This window comes from Streptomyces sp. DSM 42067 (assembly GCF_055792885.1).
The window spans coordinates 2,678,750-2,703,226 of record NZ_CM147706.1 but is presented as its reverse complement, the minus strand read 5'-3'; the positions used below and the strand labels follow the sequence as shown (position 1 = coordinate 2,703,226).

Below are 24,477 nucleotides of genomic sequence, written 5' to 3'. Positions count from 1 at the left end.
ATGAACGGACTCTCCACCGTCCTGATCGTCGTCGGGCTCTTCCTTCTCGGCGGCATCTACTCCTTCGTCAAGCAGCAGATGCCCAAGAGCCTCATCGTGCTGCTGTCCATCGGCGCCGCGTTGTGTCTCGTGTCGGGCGTCCTCCGGCTGGAGGTGTGGAATTGAGTACTTCTGCGACCCCTTCGACCTCCCCTGCAAAACGAGTAGTCGTCTTTGACTACGGCTTCGGGAACGTACGCTCCGCCGAGCGTGCCCTCGCCCGCGCGGGCGCCGATGTCGAGATAACGCGTGACTTCGACAAGGCCATGAACGCCGACGGGCTCCTCGTCCCCGGTGTCGGAGCCTTCGCCGCCTGCATGAAGGGGCTGAAGGAGGCCCGCGGCGACTGGATCATCGACCGACGTCTCTCCGGCGGGCGCCCGGTGATGGGCATCTGCGTCGGCATGCAGATCCTGTTCGCGCGCGGCATCGAGCACGGCGTCGAGACCGAGGGACTCGACGAGTGGCCCGGCTCCGTCGAGCCGCTCCAGGCCGAGATCGTCCCGCACATGGGCTGGAACACGGTCGACGCCCCGGCCGGCTCCGAGCTCTTCAAGGGCCTGGACGCGGACGCGCGCTTCTACTTCGTGCACTCCTACGCCGTGCACGACTGGTCCATGGAGACCGCGAACCCGGCCATGCGCGCCCCGGTCGTCACCTGGTCCACGCACGGCAAGCCGTTCGTGGCGGCCGTCGAGAACGGCACCCTGTGGGCCACGCAGTTCCACCCCGAGAAGTCCGGCGACGCCGGAGCGCAGCTGCTCAAGAACTGGATCGGAACCCTCTGATGCCCTCGAAGTCTTCCTCTTCCGCTTCCGCGAAGCTCGAGCTCCTCCCCGCGGTGGACGTCCGCGACGGCCAGGCCGTCCGCCTCGTGCACGGCGAGTCCGGTACGGAGACCTCGTACGGCTCCCCGCTGGAGGCCGCCCTCGCCTGGCAGCGCTCCGGCGCCGAGTGGCTGCACCTGGTCGACCTGGACGCCGCGTTCGGCACGGGCGACAACCGCGCGCTGATCGCCGAGGTCGCCAAGGCGATGGACATCAAGGTGGAGCTCTCCGGCGGCATCCGCGACGACGACACGCTCGCCGCCGCCCTCGCCACCGGCTGCACCCGCGTCAACCTGGGCACGGCGGCCCTGGAGACCCCCGAGTGGGTCGCCAAGGTCATCGCCGAGCACGGCGACAAGATCGCCGTCGGCCTCGACGTACGCGGCACGACGCTGCGCGGCCGCGGCTGGACCCGCGACGGCGGCGACCTCTACGAGACGCTGGAGCGCCTCAACAAGGAGGGCTGCGCGCGGTACGTGGTCACGGACATCGCCAAGGACGGCACACTGCAGGGTCCCAACCTGGAGCTCCTGAAGAACGTCTGCGCGGCCACGGACCGCCCGGTCGTGGCCTCCGGCGGCGTCTCGTCCCTGGACGACCTGCGGGCGATCGCCGAGCTCGTCCCGCTGGGCGTGGAGGGCGCGATCGTGGGCAAGGCGCTGTACGCGAAGGCGTTCACCCTGGAAGAGGCCCTGGAGGCTGTGGCGTCATGACGTCCGATGCCGTGCGGCGCGTGCAGAGCGGAACCCCCTGGGAGGACTCCATCGGCTTCGCACGCGCCGTCGCGGCGGGCGACCGCGTCCTGGTCGCCGGCACGACGTCCTTCAAGGGCAGCGTGCTGTACGGCGAGGGCGACCCGTACGAGCAGGCCAAGGTGGCCTTCTCGCACGCACTCGAAGCGATCGGCGAGTTCGGGCTCGGCATCGAGTCCGTGATCCGTACGCGTATGTATCTGACCCATGCACGGGACGTGGACGAAGTGGGCCGGGCCCACAAGGAGCTCTTCGACTCCGTCCGCCCGGCCGCGACCATGCTGGTCGTGGAGGGTTTCGTCGACTCGCGCATCCTGGTCGAAGTAGAACTAGAAGCTTTCAGAGGAGCCTGAGGCCATGACCCTGGCGGTCCGAGTCATCCCCTGCCTGGACGTGGACAACGGCCGGGTCGTCAAGGGCGTGAACTTCCAGAACCTGCGCGACGCGGGCGACCCCGTCGAGATGGCGAAGGTGTACGACGCCGAGGGCGCCGACGAGCTCACGTTCCTGGACATCACGGCGTCGTCGGGCAACCGCGAGACGACGTACGACGTAGTGCGCCGCACCGCGGAACAGGTGTTCATCCCGCTCACCGTGGGCGGCGGCGTGCGCACCCCCGAGGACGTCGACAAGCTGCTGCGCGCCGGCGCGGACAAGGTCGGCGTCAACACGGCGGCGATCGCCCGCCCGGACCTGATCCGCGAGATCGCGGAGCGGTTCGGCCGCCAGGTGCTGGTCCTGTCGGTGGACGCCCGCCGGACCCCGTCGGGGAGCTTCGAGGTGACGACGCACGGCGGCCGCAAAGGCACCGGCATCGACGCCGTCGAATGGGCCCACCGCGCAGCCGAACTCGGCGCGGGCGAGATCCTGCTCAACTCGATGGACGCCGACGGCACCAAGGACGGCTACGACATCGAGATGATCGAGGCCGTCCGCAAGCACGTGACCGTCCCCGTCATCGCCTCCGGCGGCGCGGGCAAGCTCGCCGACTTCCCGCCGGCGATCGCGGCGGGCGCGGACGCGGTGCTGGCGGCGTCGGTGTTTCACTTCGGGGATCTGCGGATCGGGCAGGTCAAGGAGACGTTGCGGGCGGCGGGGCACCCCGTGCGGTGACGTTACCCTCCGCTATGTGGGCGATGTATTCTGACTATGTACATCGCCTATGAGGAGGTGGTTTCCCGTGTCCATCACGCAGATCGATCTGGACGACGAGGCGCTGGCCGAGGCTATGCGGCTCATGGGTTCCAAGACCAAGAAGGACACGGTCAACGCGGCCCTGCGCGACTACGTGGCCCGGGTGCGTCGACTGGAGGCCGCAGAGAAGCTTGCCGTGCGCGGCGCCGCGGGCGAGTTCGACCAGGCAGCGGCGGCCCTTGAGGCGGCCAAGCGTGCCCGGCGGGCGGCCTTCGAGTGATCACGTATCTCCTCGACACCTCGGCGATGTGGTACCTGTTCCGCACGCCCGGCGCGCTGTCCCCATGGGAGGGCTACATCGCCGCGGGAGCCTTTCACGTGTGCGAGGCGACGCGCGCCGAGTTCCTCTACTCGGCGACAGGTCCGGCGCACCGCGACGAGCTCGCCGAGGAACTGGACGACCTGTGCCAGTTGGCGCCGGCCCCGAAGAACGCCTGGCGCTGGGTGGACACGGCGCAGTACAAGCTCACCCAACGGGGGCAGCATCGCTCGGCGGGAGCCATTGACCTCCTGGTATGCGCCGTAGCTGTGCATCACGGGCACACGGTCCTGCACAAGGACGACGACTTCGCGACTGTCTCCAGGGTGATCAAGGAGCTCGACCAGCGGGACGTCCGGAGCTGAGAACGCGCGCGATCCGCTGCGGTAGCGCGGGCGCCCCTCCGGCAGTTCGAGGCGTCACCCTGACGGTGAACGCGAGAGTGATCAAGGTGTCGCCGGTCCTAGGCTCCTCGCATGTCTGGGATCACGATCGAATTCACCGACGAGGAAATCGCTGAACTGTATGCGGAGGCCGAGGAGCAGGGCGTCCCGATCGAGCGGCTGGCACATGACGCAGTGATCGAGGGGGTCAGGCGCAGGCGGCAGGCGTAGCGGTTCGCCGGGGGATCAGATCCCCAGCTGCTTCGTCTCGTGCAGCTTCGCGATCGCGTCCTTGTCGCCCTCCAGTTCCACGTTCGCCGCTTCCTGGCGGCCGAACGCGAACATCGTCAGCTCGCCCGGCTCCCCGGTGACCGTGACGACCGGCGTGCCGCGCTTGCCCACGGCCGTCTGGCCGTTCGGGCGGCGCAGGACCAGGCCCGACGTCGCACCGCGGCACAGGACGCGGGCCGAGCGCTCCAGGCGGGACCAGAGGGCGTCGGCGAAGACCGGGTCGAGCTCGCGCGGGGTCCAGTCGGGCTGGGCGCGGCGCACGTCCTCGGCGTGGACGTAGAACTCGACGGCGTTCGCCGCCTCGTCGATCTGCTTCAGCGCGTACGGCGAGAAGCGCGGCGGGCCCGTACGGATGAGCTGGATCAGCTCCTCGTACGGCTTGTCGGCGAACTCCGCCATCACCCGCTCCAGGCGGGCCGCCAGCGGCTTGATCAGGATTCCGCCCGCCGCGTCCGGACGGCGCTCGCGCACCACCACGTGCGCGGCCAGGTCACGGGTCTGCCAGCCCTCGCAGAGGGTGGGCGCATCGGGCCCGGCCGCCTCCAACAGGTCGGCGAGGAGCAGTCGTTCACGCTTGGCATGGGTCGACATGGGGCCAGCGTACGGCCGCGCCCCGGTGCGTGCCACGGTATGGGGCCGTGCGGGCCGGTATCGGACGGATCCGGGGGCTGCGGCATCGCGCGGCCCGCGACCGCCCGCACGCGTGGCGCCGCCGCCCGCGGGGACTGTCCACCGGGCGGACGGCGCGCCGCGTTGTCGTACCCATCCCGCACAATGGCACTCATGACCAGCACGCCACCTCCCAGCAGCCTGGACCCGGAGATCGCCGCGCGCCTCAAGCGCAGCGCGGACGGGCTCCTGCCCGCCATCGCCCAGCAGTACGACACCGGTGAGGTGCTGATGCTCGGCTGGATGGACGACGAGGCCCTGCACAGGACGCTGACCACGGGACGGTGCACGTACTGGTCGCGCAGCCGCCAGGAGTACTGGGTCAAGGGCGACACGTCCGGACACTTCCAGCACGTCAAGTCCGTCGCCCTCGACTGCGACGCCGACACCGTGCTGGTGAAGGTCGACCAGGTCGGCGCCGCCTGCCACACGGGCGCCCGTACGTGCTTCGACGCCGATGTCCTCCCTCTGAATCAGTAAGGTCGGCCGCCATGGACCTCGAGACGTTCCGCAAGCTGGCAACCGACCGCCGCGTGATCCCCGTCAGCCGCAAGCTGCTCGTGGACGGCGACACCCCCGTCGGGCTCTACCGCAAGCTCGCCGCCGAGCGCCCCGGCACCTTCCTGCTGGAGTCCGCGGAGAACGGCCGCTCCTGGTCCCGCTACTCCTTCGTGGGCGTACGCAGCGCCGCCACGCTCACCGAGCGCGACGGTCAGGCCCACTGGCTCGGCGCCCCGCCGGTCGGCGTACCGGTCGAGGGCGACCCGCTCGCCGCCCTGCGCGCCACCGTCGACGCGCTGCACACCCCGCACGATCTCGGCGCCGGGATGCCGCCGTTCACCGGTGGGATGGTGGGCTACCTCGGGTACGACATCGTGCGGCGCCTGGAGAAGATCGGCCCCGGCGAGCACGACGACCTGAAGCTCCCCGAGCTGACCATGCTGCTCACCAGCGATCTGGCCGTGCTGGACCACTGGGACGGCACCGTCATGCTCATCGCCAACGCGATCAACCACAACGACCTCGACACGGGCGTCGACGAGGCCTACGCCGACGCGGTGGGCCGCCTCGACGCCATGGAGGCGGACCTCTCCCGGCCGATCGCCCAGCCCCCGGCGGCGCTCCCGCCGTCCGAGCTGCCGGAGTTCACCGCGCTGTGGGGCGGGCCGGACTTCCAGGACGCCGTCGAGGACATCAAGGAGCGCATCCGCGCGGGCGAGGCCTTCCAGGTCGTGCCCTCGCAGCGGTTCGAAACCCCCTGCACGGCAAGCGCGTTGGACGTCTACCGCGTGCTGCGGGCGACCAACCCCTCGCCGTACATGTACCTGTTCCGCTTCGAGGGGTTCGACGTCGTCGGATCCAGCCCGGAAGCCCTGGTGAAGGTCGAGGACGGCCGGGCGATGGTGCACCCCATCGCCGGGACCCGGCCGCGCGGTGCCACGCCGCAGGAGGACCAGGCGCTCGCGGACGAGCTGCTCGCCGACCCCAAGGAGCGCGCCGAGCACCTGATGCTCGTCGACCTCGGCCGCAACGACCTCGGCCGCGTGTGCGAGCCCGGCTCGGTGGAGGTCGTCGACTTCATGTCCATCGAGCGGTACTCGCACGTGATGCACATCGTGTCGACCGTGACCGGACAGATCGCGGAGGGGCGTACGGCCTTCGACGTCCTCACGGCCTGCTTCCCCGCGGGCACCCTGTCGGGCGCGCCCAAGCCCCGCGCGATGCAGATCATCGACGAGCTCGAGCCCGCGCGCCGCGGCCTCTATGGCGGCTGCGTCGGCTACCTCGACTTCGCCGGCGACTCCGACACGGCCATCGCCATCCGCACGGCGCTCCTTCGCGACGGCACGGCATACGTCCAGGCGGGCGCCGGCATCGTCGCCGACTCCGACCCGGTCGCTGAGGACACGGAGTGCCGCAACAAGGCGGCGGCGGTGCTGCGCGCTGTCCACACGGCGAACCGGCTGGACACGGCTGTTTCGTAGGGTGCCCGCAGCGGCACCCCGACGGCGGGTAACGCCTCCGCCGGCCCATGGACGGCGGCCTCCCGCTTACGACGCGCGGCGCTGACCCTGTTGGGCGCCGCACCGGCAGGGGACCGGCACCCCGCCCCGTCGGTCGCCGATGGGCGTGGGGGATAGTGGACGGGTGACTTCTGCAGCAGTTCCCCAGCCCCGTCGCGAAGGCCGTGAAGGGGCGTCCGCGACCTCCGCCGCCCGCAGCGGCCGCCGCAGCCTCGCAGCCGCACTGCTGCTGGGCGCCGTCGGCGCGGCTGTCGTCCTGCTCGCCTCCAGGCAGGAGTGGGCCGGGGGCACGGCCTCCGTCGCGGGCGGTGACTTTCCGCTGACGGCCAAGGGCAGCGACGTCACCGGCGTACCGGCCGCGCTCGCGATAGTGGGCCTCGCCGCCCTCGTCGCGGTCTTCGCGGTGCGCCGCGCGGGCCGCATGCTCGTCTCGGTCCTCCTTGCGCTCTCCGGCGCGGGCACCGTCGCCGCGTGCGTGCTCGGTGCCGGCGACAGCTCGGCACTCGACGAGAAGGCCGCCGAGGTGTCCGGCAACACCGCCGCCACCGTGGATGCGCTGACCCACACCGCATGGCCGTACGTGGCGGCCGCCGGCGGCGCACTCCTGCTCCTCGCGGGCCTGCTCGCGCTGCGCTACGGCCGCGGCTGGCCCGCCATGTCCGGCCGGTACGAGCGCGACGGCACGCCCCGTCCCCGTAAGGCCCCGGCCGTCGACCCCGACCGGCCCGAGGACCTCTGGAAGGCCCTCGACCGCGGCGAGGACCCGACCCGCGAGGCATGAACCCGGTCGGACCCGGGCCGGACCGGACCTGTGCGGCTTGGACGCGGGGCGGGCCGGACCTGTGCGGCTTGGACCCGGGGCGGGCCTGACCAGTGAGGCATGAACCCAGGTCCGGGTCCGGGGCCGGACCGTTCCCGTGGCCGGAAGTCCCTGGGCCCTGAGGTCTTCGGGCCCGGAGGTCCGGGACCCCCGCGGCTCAGGCATATGTGCGAGTACGGGAGAATGGGTTCCGAGCGTCCGGCTCACCACCGCGTAGCACGTCACGCACACAGCCGCGTATCGCGCACACAGCAACGAGAGCAACGAGGAGCAAAGCAATGGCGGGCAGCCACGGACACGGACACACCCCGGCCGCGTGGACCGGTGTCATCATCGCCTTCATCGGTTTCTGCGTCGCGGGTGCCTTCATGGTCATGGCCAACCCGCTGGGCTTCTGGGCCGGCATGGTGATCATCGGCGCCGGTGCGATCGTCGGCGGCGCCATGAGCGCGGCCGGTCTGGGCCAGAAGCGGCCGCAGCCCCAGGCCGCACGGGCCGAGAGCTGACGCTCCCTGATCCTCCGCATCGAGAAGTCTCCGCACGAAGGAGGCGGCACCGGCTCCGCGCTGGCGCCGCCTCCTTCGTGTACCGGTGCATACCGCTGAGCCGGCGAGGATGCACTCCGGCGGGCGAGCCCGCCTCGCTCCAGGGGACAATGCCCGCGTGAATCCCGAACCCCGGAGCACACCGCCCACCGGTCGCGCTGCGCCCGCCGGCCATGCCGCGTCCGCCGGTCACGCTGCGCCCGCCGGTCACGCCGCGTCTGCCGGCTATGCCGCGCCCGCCGGTCACGCCGCGTCTGCCGGCTATGCCGCGCCCGCCGGTCAGACCGCGTCCACCGCTCACGCCGCGTCCACCGGCCACGCTGTGCCCGCCGGTCGCTCCGCACCCACCGGCCATGCCGCGTCCACCGGTCACGCCGCACCCACCGGCCATGCCGCACCCGCCGGCCATGACGCCCCCACCGGCCATGACGCCCCCGCGGGCCGTGGTGTACCACCCGGCCATGTGGCCGCAGCAGGTCACACCGCCCGGGCCACCTCCACCCCGGCCACATTCAGCCCGGCCACCTCCACCCCGGCCACATTCAGCCCGGCCACCTCCACCCCGGCGACCCCCATTCCGGCCCCTCGCCCGCAGGGCGCCCCCTCACCGGCCACCCCCCTCCGGCGCCTGCTCGTGCCCGTCGGTGTGCTCGGTTCGGTTGTCGCCGCCTTCGCCTACGTCGGTGTGGTCGACCCCAATGAGCCCGGGCACTACCCGGTCTGTCCGCTGTTCCGGTTCACCGGCATCTACTGCCCCGGCTGCGGTGGTCTGCGGAGTGCGCACGCGTTCGCGCACGGCGACTTCGCGACCGCTTTCGGCGACAACGCGCTGGCCGTCGCCGGCTATGTGCTCTTCGCCGTGCTGTGGGTGGTCTGGGCCGTCAGGGCGGTGCGGGGGCGGCCGGCGCGGATCGATCTCCGGCCGGTGCAGCTCTGGGGGATCGGTGTGCTGGTCCTGGCGTTCACGGTTGTCCGGAACCTGCCCTTCGGTGGCTGGCTGCGCCCTTGATCAACATGCGAATGTCCAGGTAGTGGGACCGAGGTCCGCTCGATGCAGGGCCTTCGCCCTCCTGCGGATACCATCGCAAGTGACCATCGGAATGCCGGTGCGTCAGTTCGAACAGCTTCAGTGCCGCAACCGTCAGGAAGGGGGCCGCTCGCGTGAGTGTGCTCGACGAGATCATCGACGGAGTCCGCGCCGACCTCGCGGAGCGGCAGGCACGCGTCACCCTCGACGAGCTCAAGGAGCGTGCGGCAAAGGCTCCTCAGGCCAAGGACGGCGTCGCCGCGCTGCGTGGCGACGGCGTCAACGTGATCTGTGAGGTCAAGCGCTCCAGCCCGTCGAAGGGCGCCCTCGCCGCGATCGCCGACCCGGCCGGGCTCGCCGCCGACTACGAGGCGGGCGGCGCGGCCGTCATCTCCGTCCTGACCGAGCAGCGCCGCTTCGGCGGATCGCTCGCCGACCTGGAGGCCGTCCGGGCCAAGGTCGAGATCCCGGTGCTCCGCAAGGACTTCATCGTCACGTCGTACCAGCTGTGGGAGGCCCGGGCGTACGGCGCCGACCTCGCGCTGCTGATCGTCGCGGCCCTGGACCAGCCCGCCCTCGAGTCGCTGATCGAGCGCGCCGAGTCCATCGGGCTCACGCCGCTCGTCGAGGTGCACGACGAGGAGGAGGCCGAGCGGGCGATCGACGCGGGTGCGCGGGTCATCGGCATCAACGCGCGCGACCTGAAGACGCTCAAGGTCGACAGGTCGACCTTCGAGCGCGTCGCGCCCGAGATCCCCGACTCGATCGTCAAGGTCGCCGAGTCCGGCGTCCGCGGCCCGCACGACCTGATCGCCTACGCGAACGCCGGTGCCGACGCCGTCCTGGTCGGCGAGTCGCTGGTCACCGGCAAGGACCCGAAGACGGCGGTCGCCGACCTGGTCGCCGCGGGGGCGCACCCCGCGCTGCGGCACGGCAGGGGCTGACCCCGACCGTGACCGTCAGCCGCGTCGCAGCCCGGCACCGGACGAGCCCCTGCTCGGCCGGTGCCGTCGCCTGCGCGCGGTCAGGCGGGGTCGCGGCGGCGCCCCGTGACCCGTACGCGCGCCTTGCCCGCGGCTGTCGGCCGCGTGGCTGCCGGGCGCCGGCCCGGAGGGTGCACGGGCGGCGTGTGCGCTATGTGATCGGCGACGAGCCCGGGCAGGTCAACGGCATGCGATGGCGCGGCCGCGCCGCGCGCCCTTGCCGGGCGCCGCGCCTAGCCGTCTGAGACAGCGCCCCCTCTGTCGAGCCCGGGCGGGACGTCGTCCCGTCGTGGGCAATCGTTCCGCCCTGGGGATACCTCCCAGGCCCTTAAGGCACTGGGGGAGGAACGCATGCCCACAGGCGGGCGGGCGGAAGGACGGCGCCCACGGCGGCCAAAGCGCGCGGCAGCGCTACCGTGATCATCGTCAACCCGAGAGACGGGGCACAACGCCCCTGCGAGGTTCGCATGCCCAGCGAGTTCTTCATTCCCGACCCGGAGGGTCAGGTCCCCAGCGCCGAGGGGTACTTCGGCGCGTTCGGTGGCAAGTTCATCCCGGAGGCGCTGGTCGCCGCCGTGGACGAGGTCGCCGTCGAGTACGAGAAGGCGAAGTCCGACCCGGAGTTCGCCCGCGAGCTGGACGACCTGCTCGTGAACTACACGGGGCGCCCGAGCGCGCTCACCGAGGTGCCGCGGTTCGCCGAGCACGCGGGCGGCGCCCGAGTGTTCCTCAAGCGCGAGGACCTGAACCACACCGGCTCACACAAGATCAACAACGTGCTCGGCCAGGCCCTGCTCACCAAGCGGATGGGCAAGACGCGCGTCATCGCCGAGACCGGCGCCGGCCAGCACGGCGTCGCGACGGCCACCGCCTGTGCGCTGTTCGGGCTCGAGTGCACCATCTACATGGGTGAGATCGACACCCAGCGGCAGGCCCTCAACGTCGCCCGCATGCGCATGCTCGGCGCCGAGGTCATCGCCGTGAAGTCCGGTTCCCGGACGCTGAAGGACGCCATCAACGAGGCCTTCCGCGACTGGGTCGCCAACGTCGACCACACCCACTACCTCTTCGGGACCGTGGCCGGACCGCACCCCTTCCCCGCGATGGTGCGCGACTTCCACCGCGTCATCGGCGTGGAGGCCCGCCGCCAGATCCTGGAGCGGGCCGGGCGGCTGCCCGACGCCGCGGTCGCCTGCGTCGGCGGCGGCTCCAACGCCATCGGCCTGTTCCACGCCTTCATCCCCGACGAGTCGGTACGCCTGGTCGGCTGCGAACCCGCAGGCCACGGCATCGACACCGGTGAGCACGCGGCCACCCTCACCGCGGGCGAGCCCGGCATCCTGCACGGCTCCCGGTCGTACGTCCTTCAGGACGAGGAAGGCCAGATCACCGAGCCGTACTCGATCTCCGCCGGACTCGACTACCCGGGCATCGGGCCCGAGCACGCCTACCTCAAGGACAGCGGTCGCGGCGAGTACCGCGCCGTCACCGACGACGCGGCGATGCAGGCGCTGCGCCTGCTGTCGCAGACGGAGGGCATCATCCCGGCCATCGAGAGCGCCCACGCGCTCGCCGGGGCTCTCGAGGTCGGCAGGGAACTGGGCAAGGACGGGCTGATCATCGTCAACCTGTCCGGGCGCGGCGACAAGGACATGGACACCGCCGCCCGCTACTTCGGGCTGTACGACCGGAACGAGGTCAAGGACCAGGCCGCGGTCGACGCGGCCGTCGAGGCGGACGCGAACGGCGGGGTCGCCGAGATCCGGGGGGACGCGAAGTGAGCGGCACTGCATTCATCGGTGGAAAGCGCCAACTGCTGAGCGACACCCTCGCGGCCGCCAAGACCGAGGGCCGGTCCGCTCTCATCGCCTACCTCCCGGCCGGTTTCCCGACCGTGGACGGCGGCATCGAGGCGATCAAGGCCGTCTTCGACGGCGGCGCCGACGTCGTCGAGGTGGGGCTGCCGCACAGCGACCCCGTGCTCGACGGTCCGGTCATCCAGACCGCGGACGACATCGCGCTGCGCGGCGGCGTGAAGATCGCGGACGTCATGCGCACGGTGCGCGAGGCATACGAGGCCACGGGCAAGCCGGTGCTCGTCATGACGTACTGGAACCCGATCGACCGCTACGGCATCGAGCGCTTCACCGCCGAGCTCGCCGAGGCGGGCGGTGCCGGCTGCATCCTGCCCGACCTGCCCGTCCAGGAGTCCGCGATCTGGCGCGAGCACGCCGAGAAGCACGGCCTCGCCACGGTCTTCGTCGTCGCGCCGAGCAGCAAGGACGAGCGGCTCGCGAAGATCACGGCGGCGGGCTCGGGCTTCGTCTACGCGGCCTCGCTGATGGGTGTCACGGGCACCCGCGAGTCGGTGGGCGCACAGGCGCAGGACCTCGTACGGCGCACCCGTGCCACCACCGACCTGCCCGTCTGCGTCGGACTCGGCGTGTCGAACGCCGAGCAGGCCGCGGAGGTCGCGGGCTTCGCCGACGGCGTCATCGTCGGTTCCGCGTTCGTCAAGCGGATGCTGGACGCGGAGGACGACGCGGCGGGCGTCGAGGCGGTCCGTGCGCTCGCGGGTGCGCTCGCGGAGGGCGTACGACGCGGCAAGGCGTAGCCGCGGCGGTCACCTGGCGGCGCGGCAAGCTCTGACCGGTCACGCGGGCCGGTGACCCGTACGAGGTGACCCCTCCGTACGAATCGCCCCTAAGGGTGCATAACCCGTTTGGGTGGTCCTGGGACCGGGGAGGCACGCTGGTGCCTCCCCGGTTCGTTTGGCGGTGTGTGAGTGACAAGAACCGTGAGGGAAAGCGCACCGCACGCGAGCGGATTGCGGTCGAGCGAGAGCGGCAGAAGGCGCGGGAGAGACGGCGCCGGACGCTGATCGTCGGGGCGACCGTGGTGTGCGTGCTGGCTCTGGCCGCCGTGATCGGAGTGATCGCCGCGAACTCCGGCGATGACAAGACCGACACCTCGGGCCCCGTCGCGGCGCCCACCGGCGCGTCGGGCCAGGACAGTCTGGTGATCCCCGTGGGCCAGGGCACCGCCAAGTCGACGCTCACGGTCTGGGAGGACTTCCGCTGCCCGGCCTGCAAGAACTTCGAGGACACGTACCGCTCGACGATCCATGAGCTGACCGAGGCGGGCAAGCTCCGCGTCGAGTACCGCCTGGCCACGCTCATCGACAAGAACATGGGCGGCAGCGGCTCCCTCCGCGCGGCCAACGCGGCGGCCTGTGCCCAGGACGCCGGCAAGTTCACCGCGTACCACGACGTGCTCTTCGAGAACCAGCCCGTGGAGACGGACGACGCCTTCGCCGACAACAGCAAGCTGATCGAGCTGGCACGCAAGGTGGACGGGCTGGTCACCCCCGCGTTCGAGAAGTGTGTGAACGACGGCACCCACAACAGCTGGGTCGCCAAGTCCAACCAGGCCTTCGAGGCCGGAGGCTTCGGGGGCACCCCGACCATCCTGCTCAACGGCAAGAACGTCTACGGCGACCAGCAGAACCCGCTGACGCCGGACAAGCTGAAGCAGATGGTGGAGGAGGCCGCCAAGGCCTAGCCGAGGCCCCGGCGGCACGTCTGGCCGAGGCCGCAGCGACACGTCCGTGCCGGCCCGCCCGGCACGGACCGGTGTCAGTGGACACCGACGTGACGGACCGGCGTTATGGACCCGTAGCCCGGTGGGTTGCCGCGACTCCCGTCCGGCACGGTAGCGTCGACCTTGCCATGGACCTTGCCTTCATTCCCAGCCCGTCGCGCGGTGTGCTGTACCTCGGCCCCATTCCGCTGCGCGGCTATGCGCTCTGCATCATCATCGGTGTCTTCGTGGCCGTATGGCTCGGCAACAAACGGTGGATCGCCCGCGGTGGGCGGGCCGGCACCGTGGCCGACATCGCCGTGTGGGCGGTGCCGTTCGGCCTGGTCGGCGGGCGTCTGTACCACGTGATCACCGACTACCAGCTGTATTTCAGCGAGGGTAGGAACTGGGTCGACGCCTTCAAGATCTGGGAGGGCGGCCTCGGCATCTGGGGCGCCATCGCGCTCGGCGCGCTCGGCGCCTGGATCGGCTGCCGGCGGCGGGGCATCCCGCTCCCGGCGTACGCCGACGCGATCGCGCCGGGCATCGCCTTCGCCCAGGCGATCGGCCGCTGGGGCAACTGGTTCAACCAGGAGCTGTACGGCCGGGCCACCGATGTGCCGTGGGCGCTGGAGATCACGTCGTCCGAGGACGGCCGGATCCCCGGCACGTACCACCCCACGTTCCTCTACGAGTCGCTGTGGTGCATCGGCGTCGCGCTGCTCGTCATCTGGGCCGACCGGCGCTTCAAGCTCGGGCACGGGCGGGCCTTCGCGCTGTACGTCGCCGCGTATTGCGTCGGCCGCTTCTGGATCGAGTACATGCGCGTCGACGAGGCGCACCACATCCTCGGTCTGCGGCTCAACGACTGGACCGCGATGACCGTCTTCCTGCTCGCGGTGATCTACATGGTGATCTCGTCGAAGCGGCGGCCGGGACGCGAGGAGATCGTGGAACCGGGCGCTGAGGGCTCCGACGAGGGCGAGAAGGCCACCGAGGAGGGCACCTCTGACGAGGGCGGGAAGGCCTCCACTGAGAGTGAGAAGGAGTCGGCCGGCGACGCTCGGCGGGACTCCGAGAAGGCGTCGGAAGCCCCGGAGGACGCCGCCGTACCTGAGCCGTCGGTCTCCGCGGAGGACAAGGACGAGGCCGGGGCGGCCAAGAAGAGCTGACGGGGCCGCGAGCACGACGAGCGGGGCCTGTACGTACCGAGTACGCACACGGGGCCGCCGGACGAGATGTCCGGCGGCCCCGTCGTGTGCGGCCCCGGTCCAGGGCCGTCCACCTCGCCGTGCAGCCGTAGGGGCCGGTCCGGGCGTGGACGCGGGCAGGACGGGACGGGATCACGCTGGGCCTGAGCCGAGCAGGGGTCGGCGGCAGAACGGGACCTGCCGGGCCACCGGGCGGCCCGGCCCTCCGGGCCGCTCAGCCACGTGCTGCGCCAGCTTCAGTGTGCGGTGGGCGCAGGCCCCGATTGCGGGTCGGGCGAAGCGGGCGTCCGCGTCCCGGCCGTCCGGGACCCGGACGGCCGGGCCGGTCAGTCCGCGTGCTGGGCCAGTGCCAGTGTCCGGTGCGCGCAGGCCACGATTGCCGGGTCGACGAAGCGGCCGTCCGGGAGGGCCAGGGCTCCGGAGTCCGACGTGGCGCTCTTGAGGATCTCCTCCGCTGATGCGATCTCCGCCGGGGACGGGAGGTACGACCGCTTGATCACCGCGAGCTGGCGCGGGTGGATCGCCATGCGGCCCAGGAACCCCAGGGCGCGGCCGTGGGCGCAGGAGGCCGCGAGCCCCTCGATGTCGCGTACGTCCGGGTACACGGACTGGGCGGGCGGCGCGAGCCCCGCCGCGCGCGCCGCCAGCACGATACGGCCGCGCGCCCAGTCGAGCCCGGCGTCGTCCAGCACCCCCAGGTCCGCCCGGAGATCGGCCTCGCCGAGCGCGATGCCGCGCAGCGCCGGATGGGCGCTGGCCACGGCGAAGGCGCGCTCCACGCCGAGGGCGGATTCCAGGAGGGCGTAGAGCGGGAGGGCACCGCCCTCCGCTGGCGCGGCGAGTTCCGCGATGCGTACGACGTCGTCCGGGGACGTGATCTTCGGCAGCCGCAGCGCGGAGAGTCCGGGCAGGGCGGCGACGGCCCGGATGTCGGCCTCGGCGAAGGGGCTGTCCAGCGTGTTGATCCGGACATGGACCGGGACGTGATGTCGTACGGAGAGCAGCTCTGCGGTGGCCGCCCGCGCGTACTCCTTGCGGTGCAGGGCCACCGCGTCCTCCAGGTCGATCACGACGACATCGGCGCCGGATGCAAGGGCCTTCGCCGCCACGTCGGGCCGGTCTCCGGGGGCGTACAGCCAGGTCAGCGGTGGCGGGGCGGGCGGCCAAGCGGCGGTGCCCCGCATGCCGTCGCTGCCGTCCATGCCGTGCATGCCATGCATGCCGTCCATGCCGTGCACCCCGTGCATGTCGTTCATGCCGTTCGTGCGGTTCATACGGCACCCTCCGAGCGCAGGGTCGCGATCTCCTGTTCCGTCAGGCCCAGTTCCGTCAGGACGGCGTCCGTGTCCGCACCGTGCGGCCGGCCCGCCCAGCGGATGCCGCCCGGGGTCTCGGTGAGGCGGAAGAGGACGTTCTGCATGCGCAGCGGCCCGAGTTCCGGGTCGTCCACGGTCGTGAGCGCATCGCGGGCCGCGTACTGCGGGTCGTCCATGATGTCGCGTACGTCCTGGACGGGAGCGACCGCCGCCTCCGCCTTCTCGAAGGCCTCGAGCACCTCGTCGCGGCTGCGCCGGGCGATCCACGTGCCGACCGCCTCATCGAGGACGTCGGCGTGGCGGGCCCGGTCCGCGCCCGTCGCGAACCAGGGCTCGGAGATCAGCTCTGGCCGGCCCACCAGATGCATCACGCGCTCCGCGATGGACTGCGCAGAGGTGGAGACGGCGACCCAGTGCCCGTCGGACGTGCGGTACGTGTTGCGCGGTGCGTTGTTCGCCGACCGGTTGCCGGTCCGGGGCTGGACGTGCCCCAGCTGGTCGTACCAGAGCGGCTGCGGGCCCACCACGGTCAGGATCGGCTCGATGATCGCCATGTCGACGACCTGGCCGCGGCCGGTGTGGTCGCGGGACCTCAGGGCCGTCATCACCGCGTACGCCGTCGTGATGCCCGCGATCGAGTCGGCGAGGCCGAACGGGGGCAGGGTCGGCGGGCCGTCCGGGTCGCCGGTGACGGCGGCGAAGCCGCTCAGGGCCTCCGCGAGGGTGCCGAAGCAGGGCTGGTGCGCGTACGGGCCGAACTGGCCGAAGCCCGTGACCCGCGCCAGAACCAGCCGCGGATTGACCGCCGACAGCTCCTCCCAGCCCAGGCCCCAGCGCTCCAGCGTGCCCGGGCGGAAGTTCTCGACGATGACGTCCGCGGTGGCGGCCAGGCGCAGGAGTGTCTCGCGGCCGCCAGCCGTGGACAGGTCGGCGGTCATCGTGCGCTTGTTGCGGCCGAGCAGCTTCCACCACAGGCCGATTCCGTCCTTCGACGGGCCGTGGCCGCGGGACGGGTCGGGTCTGCGGGGATGCTCGACCTTGATCACCTCGGCGCCGAAGTCGCCGAGCAGGGTGGCGGCCAGCGGCCCGGCGAAGAGGGTCGCGATGTCGAGTACGCGGAGGCCGGTGAGAGGCGGCGGCGATCCAGCGCCGGCGGGTTGCTGCGTCCCGGTGACCGGCTGCGCTGTTCCGGCGTGCACGCCGGTGTCGGCTGCGGAGTTCATGAGAGGTGCTCGCCCTGCTTGTCCTGCTGTTCATGCTGCTCCTGCTCCTCGTGCACGGCCAGTTCGTCGATCTCGCCACGGCAGGGCATGGCGGCCGACGCTCCCAGCCGCTGGACCGAGAGCGCGGCAGCGGACGACGCCCAGGCCAGGGCATCGGGCATCGTCCTGCCCTCGCCCAGGGCCACGGCCAGGGAGCCGACGAACTCGTCGCCCGCGCCGGTCGAGTCCACGGCCGTCACATGGGGAGCAGGGACGGTGATCTTGTCGCCGCCCCGGGAGGCGTAGAGGCAGCCCGACGAACCCAGCGTGACCACGACCTCCGGCACCTGCTCCAGCAGGGCGTCCGCCGCCTCGTACGGGTCGGTGACGCCGGTGAGCGCGGCGGCCTCGTGCTCGTTCGGTACGAGGAGGTCGGTGGCGGCGAGGAGCCCGGGCGGCAGGGGCTGGACGGGCGAGGGGGTGAGGACGGTGCGTACGCCGTGGCTGCGCGCGGCCTCGGCCGCGGCCAGTACGCCCTCCAAGGGGATCTCCAGTTGCAGGAGCAGCAGGTCGGCGAGGGCCATGACGGCCTCGTCGCCCGGGGCGAGGGATGTGACGGTGCCGTTGGCGCCGGGGATGACGACGATGGCGTTGCCGCCCTCGTCGTCGACGACGATGTGCGCGATGCCGGACGGGCCTTCCGCGGTGCGCAGGAGGTCGGTGTCCACGCCCGAGTGCTCGAGCGTGGCGCGCAGCTGCGTGCCGTAGGCGTCGGCGCCCACCGCGCCGATCATCGACACCGTGCCGCCCGCACGGGCCGCGGCCACCGCCTGGTTGGCGCCCTTGCCGCCGGGTAGCGCCCGGAACTCGCGTCCCGTGACGGTCTCTCCGCGCTGCGGGGCCTTCGCGACGTAGGCGACGAGGTCCATGTTCGCGCTGCCGAACACGACGATCTGGGTCATGGGTGACGTGCCTCCCGGTAGGTGACGCGGGTTTGGGTGGTGTGTGGGGAGTCCGTGAGTTGTACGTGGCCGACCTCGGCGTGGGTGAGCTTGGCGTGCGCCGGCCGGACGTGGGTCAGCTGGGCGTGCGTGAGCTGGGCAAGGGTGTCGAAGCCGATGCCGTCGAAGCCGGCGACGGACGTGGCGAGGCGGTTCTTGAGCGGGGCCGTCCAGCGCTCGGGTAGTGCATCTGGGCGGCCCGCGAGCAACCCGGCCAGTGAACCGGCGGTCGCGCCGTTCGAGTCGGTGTCCCAGCCGCCGGCGACCGCCCGGCAGATGGAGCCGGTGAAGTCGCCGTCCGCGTGGGTCAGCGCGGCGGCGAGCAGGGCGACGTTGGGGATGACGTGCACCCAGTGGTACGTGCCGTAGGTGGCGTGCAGCCGGTCGACCACGGCGTCGAAGTCGCCCTCGTCTTGGGCGAGTTGAATGCCGTGGCGTACGGCGCGGGCCAGGCGGGAGTCCGCCGGTACGACGGTCAGCCCGGCGTGCAGGCACTGGTGGACGTCGCTTCGCCCGCCCGCCGCCTCGGCGATCGCGGCGGCGGCGAACATGGCGCCGTACACGCCGTTCGCGGTGTGCGTGAGCACCGCGTCGCGGTGCGCCTGCTCGGCCGCGGCGGCCGGGTCGCCCGGGTGCGTCCAGCCGTGCACGTCGGCGCGGATGAGAGCGCCGATCCACTCCCGGAAGGGGTTGCGGTGGCGGGCCGTGTGCGGTGGCTCGATGCCGTCGAGGAGGTTGCGGTACGCGATGCGTTCGGCGGTGAACGTGCGGGCGGCTGGGAGTTGGTCGAGCCAGAGGCGGGCCACGTCCGTGGTGGTGAAGGCGGGGCCGTACCGCTGGAGCAGCAGGAGGTTGAGCAGGGGGTAGTTGAGGTCGTCGTCCTCGGGCATGCCGTCGATGTTCTCGGCGAGGGAGGTTGCTGCGGAGCGGCGGTTCCAGGGGTATGTGCGGGTCAGGGCGTCGGGGACGCCCTGGGCCGTGAACCAGGTGGTCAGGGGCCAGTTGCCCGTTGCCCGGGCCAGGGCTCGGATCCCTTTCAGGGGGAGTTTCTCCACCGGCTTGCCCAGGAGGCAGCCGGTGGCTCTGCCGAGCCAGGCGGCTTCGAGGCGGGGGAGGAGGTCGGCCGGGGGTGGGGGTTTTTCCTCCCCGAGCCCGCCCCTTCCCGCCGAGTCGATATGCGGCTCCGCCGCGTGGGGGGGAACACCCCCAGGCCCCCTTGTGAGTGGCTGGGGTCCGCTGTGCCCACCCTCCCCCATTGCCTCAAGGGCATGGGAGCTACCCCCATCGCCCTGGGGGTCCCCCCAGGCCCTTGAGGCATTGGGGGAGGAACGACTGCCCACAGCGTTCGTGACGGCGCATGCGGCCCTGATGTCGTCCAGGTCTGTTGGCTCAGTTCCTGCCAACCGTGATGGCAGTGCGGCCAGTTCCGCCAGGAGTTGCTCTGCCAGTGCCCGAAGGTGTGTGGGCGCCGGATCCGGGGACGCTCCCGCGCGGAGCGGGGCCTCCCGGCCGCCCGCAACTCGCCAGCGGGCCGCGATGGGTGAGGCCTCGCGGCCGTCCTCCGCGGCCTGTCGCAGTTCGTGGCCGAGCAGGTCCTCGGGCTGGACCCAGGTGAGGCGCAGCGCCGGGCTGCCCGGCTTCCGGGGCGGGACGCCCGTCATCGGAGGCCTGCGATCTGCGCGAACGCGGCCTCGTGGGCGCGGCGGCGGCGTACGTCGCGGGCGAAGACCTCGCGGGTCACCTCCGCGAGTGTCCGCGCCGGTGCGTGCAGGTCCAGGCGGCTGGCCTCGGCCACGGCCTTCGCCCACTCGTCCGGTACTTCGGAGCCCAGCGCGCCGGCGAGCGCGCCCGCCATCGTGGCGATCGAGTCGCAGTCCCGGCCGTAGTTGACCGAGCCCAGGACCGCCTGGCGGTAGTCGCCGGCGGCCACGACCAGCATCCCGAGCGCGATCGGCAGTTCCTCGATGGCGTGCAGCCGCGAGGGGCGGCGGGCGCCGAGCGAGGGCGCGCGGTAGTCGGCGCCGACCGTGTCGTACGGCTCGACCGCCGCGCGCAGCGGCGCCAGCGCGGACTCGAACTCCGTGTGACGGGCGGCCACTTCGCACACCGCCTCGATGGCTGCGCGCGTGCCGTCCTTCGCGAGGGCGAGGCACGTGTCGACGACCGACGCGGGCGTCGCGCCGGGCCGGCAGGCCGCGGCCACGGCGGCCGCGAAGACGCCCGCGGCCTCGCGCCCGTACGACGACTGGTGCGCGCCGGCGACGTCGATCGCCTCCGCGTACGCGCCCCGCGGATCAGCCGCGTTGACCAGGCCGACCGGGGCCATGTACATCGCCGCACCGCAGTTGACGATGTTGCCGCTGCCCGCTTCGCGGGGATCCACATGACCGTAGTGGAGCCGCGCCACCAGCCATTTCTCGGCGAGGAAGATCCGCTGGAGGGGGAGCGCCTCGGCCTCCAGTTCCGGGATCCAGACGGGACGGCTGATCAGTTCGGGGACCAGGTGCTCGGCGACCGCGTAGGCGTCGAGGTGGTCGCGGACGGTGGCGTAGACGCGCACCAGCGCGTGTGTCATCAGGGTGTCGTCGGTGATGTGCCCGTCGCCCTTGTGGTACGGGGCGATGTGGCGGGCGGTGCGCCAGTCGTCGCCGTGCCAGGGGCCCACGATGCCGTGTACGCGGCCGCCGTGGCGCTCCACGATCTGCTCGGGGGAGTAGCCCTCGACGGGGCCGCCGAGCGCGTCGCCGACGGCCGCGCCGACGAGGCAACCGGAGATCCTTTCCTCCAGGGTCACGTCACCGGTCACGTCACCGGTCACATCACCGGTCACGTCACCGGTTACGCCGTCTGTTACGTCACTGATGTCCTGCATGTGTGAATCATCCCTCCGTGGTGGTCAATTCCGTGTGTGCCAGGTGTTCGGCGAGTTCCACGAGGTCGGTGCCGGTGAGGCGGGGGAGGGCACAGCCGGGGAGGGTGCGGCAGGCGTCGCGCCAGGCGGGCGGCACGGCGTCGCCTCCGCCGAGCGCGCCGGCCAGGGCGCCGGCGAGGGCGGGGGCCGAGTCGGCGACGCGCGACAGGCACGCGGCCGCGGGCACGGCCTCCTGCAGCCGGCCGCGGGCGGCGCTGACGAGGGCGAGGGCGACGGGGACGGTTTCGGCGGCCGCGATGCCGTAGCTGTAGACGTGGTCGACGATCTGGTGCTCCAGGAGCGGTACGAGGCCGAAGGCGCTGTCGGCGTCGCCGGCGAGCTTCAGGGCGTGGCGCGCGTTGCGGCCGACCTCCGTGGGCTCGGGCAGCTGGGCGAGCGCCGCGTCCACGCAGGTGTCGACGTCCGCGCCGCCGAGCGCGGCGGCGACCGCGGCGGCCATGGCGCGGGCGCCGTGCACGCCGTCGCCGTCCTGGGTGTAGCGGGCGTCGAACTCGGCGAGGTCAGCGGCCTCCTCGGGGTCGCCGGGGTGGGCGACGGCGAGCACGCAGGCGCGTACGCAGGCCGCGTCGTCGAAGTAGTGCGGGTTGTCGTGGCCCGTGGCGGGCGGGCGCAGTCCGGTCGCGAGGTTGCCGAGGCCGGCCCGTACGGAGATGCGGGCGCGCAGCTGGAGCACGGCCGACTCGACCTCGGGTGCGCGGTCGGCGGCGGCGGCGACCTCGCTGGCGAGGGCGTTCCAGGACAGGTCGATGGCGGCGCGCATCCGGCGCCCGCTGCCGAGGTCGCCGAGGGCGCTGCTGTCGGCCGCGCACAGCACGGCCCCGGCAGCGAACGCGGCCCACTCGGCGTCGTCCGAGGGGCCGAGGCGGAGGGGCTCCGGGGGCTGGTTGAGCGCGATGGGGACGGGCAGCGTGGTGGTCGCGTTCTCCTCGGCGAAGGTGTCCAGCTCCCGCGTCAGCCGCCGCGTCCACTCGGGCATCCGAGCGGCCCGATGCCGAGCGGCCGGCCACCCGGCGGCGTCGCCTGCGGCGAGGCCGAGCAGGAGGCCTTCGATACGGCGGACGGGGGGCCGGGCGACGTTCGGGACGGAGGCGCGGTCAATGGCCGGGGCGATGCCCGTGACGGGGACGGCATCGGCCGGGGCGTGGCGTGGCCCGGCGGGCTTGCCTTCCGGGGCGAGGTCGCCGTCGGGGTCTGGGGCGCCGTCCGTGACGTGGGTGCCGTCGTCCGGTGCGCGGCGTGGGCCCGCCGGGCCGCCGGGGGACGCGGCCTCGCCGTCGGGTACGTAGCCGTCCGCCTCTGGTGTCGCCGGTGTCGTGCCCGCGTGGCGGGTGTCGCCCTCGGGCGGGTGGTGGCGGCCTCTGGGCCCGGTCGGTACGCCCATGTCGGTCATGGAGCCGCTCCCTCGTCGGCTTCGCCCATGGCCACCGGACCGCCGTGGGCAGGGTGAGGATCAGGAGGGCGGCGGGGCTCCTCGCGGGCCCCGTCAAGAACTTGATCACCGCGGGCCTGATCACCGCGGAGCTGATCACCGTGGACCTGATCACCCTGGGCCTGATCACGGTGGGCCTGATGACCGCGAGCCTGATCACCGTGGGCCTGATCACGGTGGGCCTGATGACCGCGAGCCTGATCACCGTGGGCCTGATCACCGCGGGCCTGATCACCGCGGACCTGATCACCGTGGGCCTGATCACCGCGGACCTGAACTTCACGATCTCGATGGTCGCGGCGTCGCTCGTCACGACCCCGCTCGTCACGAACGCCACGACCCTGATCGGCACCGCGCCCATGGAAACCGCCCGGATCCCGGCGCCCCGCCCCCAACCCAGCCGCAGACCCAGCCCCGGACCCCGCCACCGGCCCCAACCCAGCCCCGGACCCGGCAGCCACCGGCCCCAACCCAGATCCAGATCCAGCCCCGGTCCCGGACCCAGCCCCCGACCCCAACCCAGCCCCAGAGCCAGCCCCGGACCCCGCCCCCGGTTCCAACCCAGCCGCAGCCCCAGCACCAGATCCAGCCCCAGACCCCGCCCCAGCCCCCGACCTCACCCCCGCCCCCAGCCACCGCCCCAACCCGCCGCCCCTCGTTCGCCCCGCCGGGCGGTCCTCCGGTGTCAGCAGGTCCGCGACCTCCAGAACGTGGTGGCCCTTCATCGAGGGCAGGCACGTCCCCCTGGCCGGGCCGATGGCGGTCGCCCAGTCCGCGGGGATCGCGGAGATCCCGCACGTGGCGCCGGCCAGGGCGCCCGCGACGGCCGCCGTGGTGTCGGCGTCGCGGCCCATGTTGACCGCGGTCAGCACCGCCTGGACGAACGCGCCGTCGGCCGCCGCGTACGCGCCGAAGGCCAGCGCAACGGCCTCAGGAGCCAGATCCGTCCAGGGGTAGCCGCCGATGACGACGGCCCGGCGGACCGCCCGCTCGCCGCGGTGTGCGACGGCCACCGCGCGTCGCAGGGAGCGCGCGGTCCACGAGTCGTCGGGCACGACAGCGAGCGCGGAGGCCACGACCGCCACGGTGGGCGCCCCCGCCATCGCCGCCGCGACGCCCGCGGCCACCGCCTGACCGCCGTAGATGCCCTCCCCGTCATGGCTGACCGAGCCGTCGATCGCCACGAGCCGGGCCGCCTCGGCGGGGCGGCCCGCGGCGAAGACGCCGAAGGGCGCGGCGCGCATCGCGAGGCCGTCGCTCCACGCGTGCCGGTGCTGTGCGGAGATCGGGGCCGCGAGCCCGCGCCGGAGGTTCTCCAGCGTGCCGCGCTCGCTGAAACCCGCGCCGCGGAACGGGCCCTCGTCCCGGTCGGCGATCCACTGGTGCCAGGCCGCCTCCACCTGCGCCACGGTGAGCCCGGAGCCGTACCGGGCGAGGAGCAGCCCCGAGAAAATCGCGTACTCGGTGTCGTCCGTGCCCGACGGACGCTCGGCGACATACCCCGTGATACGGCCCCAGCGGCGGCGGATCTGGGACGGCTTCATGTTCTCCGCGGGCGCGCCCAGCGCGTCACCGACGGCGAGGCCGAGCAGGGCACCGCGCCCCCGTTCACGGAGCTCGGCCGCGCCACCCGGTGCCGGGACCGAAGGAATACGGGCAATGGACGCCATGCGAGCCTCTCAGCGGGTCTGCGGTCTGCGGTCGTCGTCGGTCTGCGATCTGGGGTCGCAGCACCTCCTGGACCGGTCCTTCCTGGACCGGCACGCGACGCTGCCCGCCGGCCCTTTCCTGGATCTCTGCCACGCCGGGCGGCGGGCAGGAGCCCCGGAGCCCCAGCGTCACCCCTTCGACATCTGCGCGCGACCTCGTACCGATGAGCGTCAGTGGTCCTCCGTGGCGCTCGTCCAGCGCCTCAACTACCGCAAAACCGCAGGTAAGTACGGCCTTCCTTGCTAGCGGGCGCCGTTTTTCGTGCGTACTTTCGAGGGTGTTGA

28 protein-coding genes are annotated in these 24,477 nt (G+C 72.4%); 20 read left to right on the top strand and 8 right to left on the bottom strand.

Features of this window, described 5'->3' with window-relative positions:
• The 8 genes from ACSMXV_RS12660 to ACSMXV_RS12625 all read left to right on the top strand — a co-directional run bounded on the left by ACSMXV_RS12660 (position 1) and on the right by ACSMXV_RS12625 (position 3,685).
• Positions 1-165, top strand: a complete 165-nt coding sequence (locus tag ACSMXV_RS12660) for a hypothetical protein (protein WP_473177736.1) — start codon at positions 1-3, stop codon at positions 163-165.
• Complete coding sequence (gene hisH / locus ACSMXV_RS12655; RefSeq protein ID WP_473177735.1) at positions 162-827, top strand: imidazole glycerol phosphate synthase subunit HisH; 666 nt, start codon at positions 162-164, stop codon at positions 825-827. The genes ACSMXV_RS12660 and hisH overlap by 4 nt, the downstream gene beginning before the upstream one ends.
• Positions 827-1,579 carry a bifunctional 1-(5-phosphoribosyl)-5-((5-phosphoribosylamino)methylideneamino)imidazole-4-carboxamide isomerase/phosphoribosylanthranilate isomerase PriA gene (priA, locus tag ACSMXV_RS12650; protein WP_473177734.1) on the top strand — a complete coding sequence of 251 codons (753 nt, stop codon included), beginning with the start codon at positions 827-829 and terminating at the stop codon, positions 1,577-1,579. The genes hisH and priA overlap by 1 nt, the downstream gene beginning before the upstream one ends.
• Positions 1,576-1,971, top strand: coding sequence for a RidA family protein (locus ACSMXV_RS12645; protein ID WP_473177733.1), 396 nt, complete (start codon positions 1,576-1,578; stop codon positions 1,969-1,971). Before priA ends, ACSMXV_RS12645 begins: the two co-directional genes overlap by 4 nt.
• A 4-nt stretch (positions 1,972-1,975) precedes the next feature.
• Complete coding sequence (gene hisF, locus ACSMXV_RS12640) at positions 1,976-2,731, top strand: imidazole glycerol phosphate synthase subunit HisF (RefSeq protein ID WP_473177732.1); 756 nt, start codon at positions 1,976-1,978, stop codon at positions 2,729-2,731.
• A 67-nt stretch (positions 2,732-2,798) separates the two neighbouring features.
• On the top strand, positions 2,799-3,032 hold the full coding sequence (locus tag ACSMXV_RS12635; protein ID WP_473177731.1) for a type II toxin-antitoxin system VapB family antitoxin: 234 nt from the start codon (positions 2,799-2,801) through the stop codon (positions 3,030-3,032).
• Positions 3,029-3,436 (top strand): PIN domain-containing protein, encoded by a 408-nt coding sequence (locus ACSMXV_RS12630; RefSeq protein ID WP_473177730.1) that lies wholly within the window; start codon positions 3,029-3,031, stop codon positions 3,434-3,436. The genes ACSMXV_RS12635 and ACSMXV_RS12630 overlap by 4 nt, the downstream gene beginning before the upstream one ends.
• Positions 3,437-3,547: 111 nt before the next feature.
• Complete coding sequence (locus tag ACSMXV_RS12625; RefSeq protein WP_473177729.1) at positions 3,548-3,685, top strand: hypothetical protein; 138 nt, start codon at positions 3,548-3,550, stop codon at positions 3,683-3,685.
• Positions 3,686-3,700: 15 nt separating this feature from the next.
• On the opposite strand, the gene ACSMXV_RS12620 is transcribed toward ACSMXV_RS12625, so the two are convergent.
• Positions 3,701-4,336 (bottom strand): TIGR03085 family metal-binding protein, encoded by a 636-nt coding sequence (locus tag ACSMXV_RS12620; protein WP_473177728.1) that lies wholly within the window; start codon positions 4,334-4,336, stop codon positions 3,701-3,703.
• A 192-nt stretch (positions 4,337-4,528) separates the two neighbouring features.
• Between ACSMXV_RS12620 and hisI the strand changes: the two genes are divergently transcribed.
• The 11 genes from hisI (at position 4,529) to lgt (ending at position 14,564) form a co-directional block, all read left to right on the top strand.
• Positions 4,529-4,894, top strand: coding sequence for a phosphoribosyl-AMP cyclohydrolase (hisI, locus tag ACSMXV_RS12615; RefSeq protein ID WP_473177727.1), 366 nt, complete (start codon positions 4,529-4,531; stop codon positions 4,892-4,894).
• Positions 4,895-4,905: 11 nt separating this feature from the next.
• Entirely contained in the window at positions 4,906-6,399 is a 1,494-nt protein-coding gene (locus ACSMXV_RS12610) for an anthranilate synthase component I (protein WP_473177726.1), read from the top strand.
• A 163-nt stretch (positions 6,400-6,562) separates the two neighbouring features.
• Positions 6,563-7,219 (top strand): TIGR02234 family membrane protein, encoded by a 657-nt coding sequence (locus ACSMXV_RS12605; RefSeq protein ID WP_473177725.1) that lies wholly within the window; start codon positions 6,563-6,565, stop codon positions 7,217-7,219.
• A 317-nt stretch (positions 7,220-7,536) separates the two neighbouring features.
• Positions 7,537-7,764, top strand: a complete 228-nt coding sequence (locus ACSMXV_RS12600; RefSeq protein ID WP_181659611.1) for an HGxxPAAW family protein — start codon at positions 7,537-7,539, stop codon at positions 7,762-7,764.
• 613 nt (positions 7,765-8,377) lie between these two features.
• Positions 8,378-8,812: a DUF2752 domain-containing protein gene (locus ACSMXV_RS12595; RefSeq protein ID WP_473178912.1), complete on the top strand. Its 435-nt coding sequence runs from the start codon at positions 8,378-8,380 to the stop codon at positions 8,810-8,812.
• A 152-nt stretch (positions 8,813-8,964) separates the two neighbouring features.
• Positions 8,965-9,774: an indole-3-glycerol phosphate synthase TrpC gene (gene trpC, locus ACSMXV_RS12590; protein WP_473177724.1), complete on the top strand. Its 810-nt coding sequence runs from the start codon at positions 8,965-8,967 to the stop codon at positions 9,772-9,774.
• 8 nt (positions 9,775-9,782) lie between these two features.
• Positions 9,783-10,058, top strand: a complete 276-nt coding sequence (gene trpM / locus ACSMXV_RS12585) for a tryptophan biosynthesis modulator TrpM (RefSeq protein ID WP_473177723.1) — start codon at positions 9,783-9,785, stop codon at positions 10,056-10,058.
• A 222-nt stretch (positions 10,059-10,280) separates the two neighbouring features.
• The gene (gene trpB / locus ACSMXV_RS12580; protein WP_473177722.1) at positions 10,281-11,594 is read left to right on the top strand and encodes a tryptophan synthase subunit beta; all 1,314 of its coding nucleotides are present in this window, start codon (positions 10,281-10,283) and stop codon (positions 11,592-11,594) included.
• Between the two features lie 14 nt (positions 11,595-11,608).
• Positions 11,609-12,427: a tryptophan synthase subunit alpha gene (gene trpA, locus ACSMXV_RS12575; RefSeq protein WP_473178911.1), complete on the top strand. Its 819-nt coding sequence runs from the start codon at positions 11,609-11,611 to the stop codon at positions 12,425-12,427.
• Positions 12,428-12,594: 167 nt separating this feature from the next.
• Entirely contained in the window at positions 12,595-13,374 is a 780-nt protein-coding gene (locus ACSMXV_RS12570; protein ID WP_473177721.1) for a DsbA family protein, read from the top strand.
• A gap of 167 nt (positions 13,375-13,541) precedes the next feature.
• Complete coding sequence (lgt, locus tag ACSMXV_RS12565) at positions 13,542-14,564, top strand: prolipoprotein diacylglyceryl transferase (protein WP_473177720.1); 1,023 nt, start codon at positions 13,542-13,544, stop codon at positions 14,562-14,564.
• A 365-nt stretch (positions 14,565-14,929) separates the two neighbouring features.
• Here lgt and ACSMXV_RS12560 read toward each other — a convergent pair whose 3' ends face one another.
• From ACSMXV_RS12560 to ACSMXV_RS12530, 7 genes are all read right to left on the bottom strand, one after another.
• On the bottom strand, positions 14,930-15,787 hold the full coding sequence (locus ACSMXV_RS12560; RefSeq protein ID WP_473178910.1) for an HpcH/HpaI aldolase/citrate lyase family protein: 858 nt from the start codon (positions 15,785-15,787) through the stop codon (positions 14,930-14,932).
• 86 nt (positions 15,788-15,873) lie between these two features.
• The gene (locus tag ACSMXV_RS12555; RefSeq protein ID WP_473177719.1) at positions 15,874-17,142 is read right to left on the bottom strand and encodes a CaiB/BaiF CoA transferase family protein; all 1,269 of its coding nucleotides are present in this window, start codon (positions 17,140-17,142) and stop codon (positions 15,874-15,876) included.
• Positions 17,139-18,083, bottom strand: coding sequence for a ribokinase (gene rbsK / locus ACSMXV_RS12550; RefSeq protein WP_473177718.1), 945 nt, complete (start codon positions 18,081-18,083; stop codon positions 17,139-17,141). The genes ACSMXV_RS12555 and rbsK overlap by 4 nt, the downstream gene beginning before the upstream one ends.
• Positions 18,080-19,783, bottom strand: coding sequence for an ADP-ribosylglycohydrolase family protein (locus ACSMXV_RS12545; protein ID WP_473177717.1), 1,704 nt, complete (start codon positions 19,781-19,783; stop codon positions 18,080-18,082). Before ACSMXV_RS12545 ends, rbsK begins: the two co-directional genes overlap by 4 nt.
• Entirely contained in the window at positions 19,780-20,916 is a 1,137-nt protein-coding gene (locus tag ACSMXV_RS12540) for an ADP-ribosylglycohydrolase family protein (RefSeq protein WP_473178909.1), read from the bottom strand. The genes ACSMXV_RS12545 and ACSMXV_RS12540 overlap by 4 nt, the downstream gene beginning before the upstream one ends.
• A gap of 85 nt (positions 20,917-21,001) precedes the next feature.
• Complete coding sequence (locus ACSMXV_RS12535; RefSeq protein ID WP_473177716.1) at positions 21,002-22,444, bottom strand: ADP-ribosylglycohydrolase family protein; 1,443 nt, start codon at positions 22,442-22,444, stop codon at positions 21,002-21,004.
• On the bottom strand, positions 22,441-24,153 hold the full coding sequence (locus tag ACSMXV_RS12530; protein WP_473177715.1) for an ADP-ribosylglycohydrolase family protein: 1,713 nt from the start codon (positions 24,151-24,153) through the stop codon (positions 22,441-22,443). Before ACSMXV_RS12530 ends, ACSMXV_RS12535 begins: the two co-directional genes overlap by 4 nt.
• Between ACSMXV_RS12530 and ACSMXV_RS12525 the strand changes: the two genes are divergently transcribed.
• Positions 24,143-24,439, top strand: coding sequence for a hypothetical protein (locus ACSMXV_RS12525; RefSeq protein WP_473177714.1), 297 nt, complete (start codon positions 24,143-24,145; stop codon positions 24,437-24,439). The two genes, ACSMXV_RS12530 and ACSMXV_RS12525, sit on opposite strands and share 11 nt — an antisense overlap.
• Positions 24,440-24,477: the final 38 nt, after the last annotated feature.

Coding starts and splice junctions, on each gene's coding strand:
- ACSMXV_RS12660 (WP_473177736.1), top strand. CDS start 1: ATGAACGGACTCTCCACCGTCCTGATCGTCGTCGGGCTCTTCCTTCTC.
- priA (WP_473177734.1), top strand. CDS start 827: ATGCCCTCGAAGTCTTCCTCTTCCGCTTCCGCGAAGCTCGAGCTCCTC.
- ACSMXV_RS12645 (WP_473177733.1), top strand. CDS start 1,576: ATGACGTCCGATGCCGTGCGGCGCGTGCAGAGCGGAACCCCCTGGGAG.
- hisF (WP_473177732.1), top strand. CDS start 1,976: ATGACCCTGGCGGTCCGAGTCATCCCCTGCCTGGACGTGGACAACGGC.
- ACSMXV_RS12625 (WP_473177729.1), top strand. CDS start 3,548: ATGTCTGGGATCACGATCGAATTCACCGACGAGGAAATCGCTGAACTG.
- ACSMXV_RS12620 (WP_473177728.1), bottom strand. CDS start 4,336: ATGTCGACCCATGCCAAGCGTGAACGACTGCTCCTCGCCGACCTGTTG.
- hisI (WP_473177727.1), top strand. CDS start 4,529: ATGACCAGCACGCCACCTCCCAGCAGCCTGGACCCGGAGATCGCCGCG.
- ACSMXV_RS12610 (WP_473177726.1), top strand. CDS start 4,906: ATGGACCTCGAGACGTTCCGCAAGCTGGCAACCGACCGCCGCGTGATC.
- ACSMXV_RS12600 (WP_181659611.1), top strand. CDS start 7,537: ATGGCGGGCAGCCACGGACACGGACACACCCCGGCCGCGTGGACCGGT.
- trpB (WP_473177722.1), top strand. CDS start 10,281: ATGCCCAGCGAGTTCTTCATTCCCGACCCGGAGGGTCAGGTCCCCAGC.
- lgt (WP_473177720.1), top strand. CDS start 13,542: ATGGACCTTGCCTTCATTCCCAGCCCGTCGCGCGGTGTGCTGTACCTC.
- ACSMXV_RS12560 (WP_473178910.1), bottom strand. CDS start 15,787: ATGCGGGGCACCGCCGCTTGGCCGCCCGCCCCGCCACCGCTGACCTGG.
- ACSMXV_RS12555 (WP_473177719.1), bottom strand. CDS start 17,142: ATGAACTCCGCAGCCGACACCGGCGTGCACGCCGGAACAGCGCAGCCG.
- rbsK (WP_473177718.1), bottom strand. CDS start 18,083: ATGACCCAGATCGTCGTGTTCGGCAGCGCGAACATGGACCTCGTCGCC.
- ACSMXV_RS12545 (WP_473177717.1), bottom strand. CDS start 19,783: ATGACGGGCGTCCCGCCCCGGAAGCCGGGCAGCCCGGCGCTGCGCCTC.
- ACSMXV_RS12535 (WP_473177716.1), bottom strand. CDS start 22,444: ATGACCGACATGGGCGTACCGACCGGGCCCAGAGGCCGCCACCACCCG.
- ACSMXV_RS12525 (WP_473177714.1), top strand. CDS start 24,143: ATGGACGCCATGCGAGCCTCTCAGCGGGTCTGCGGTCTGCGGTCGTCG.
- ACSMXV_RS12530 (WP_473177715.1), bottom strand. CDS start 24,153: ATGGCGTCCATTGCCCGTATTCCTTCGGTCCCGGCACCGGGTGGCGCG.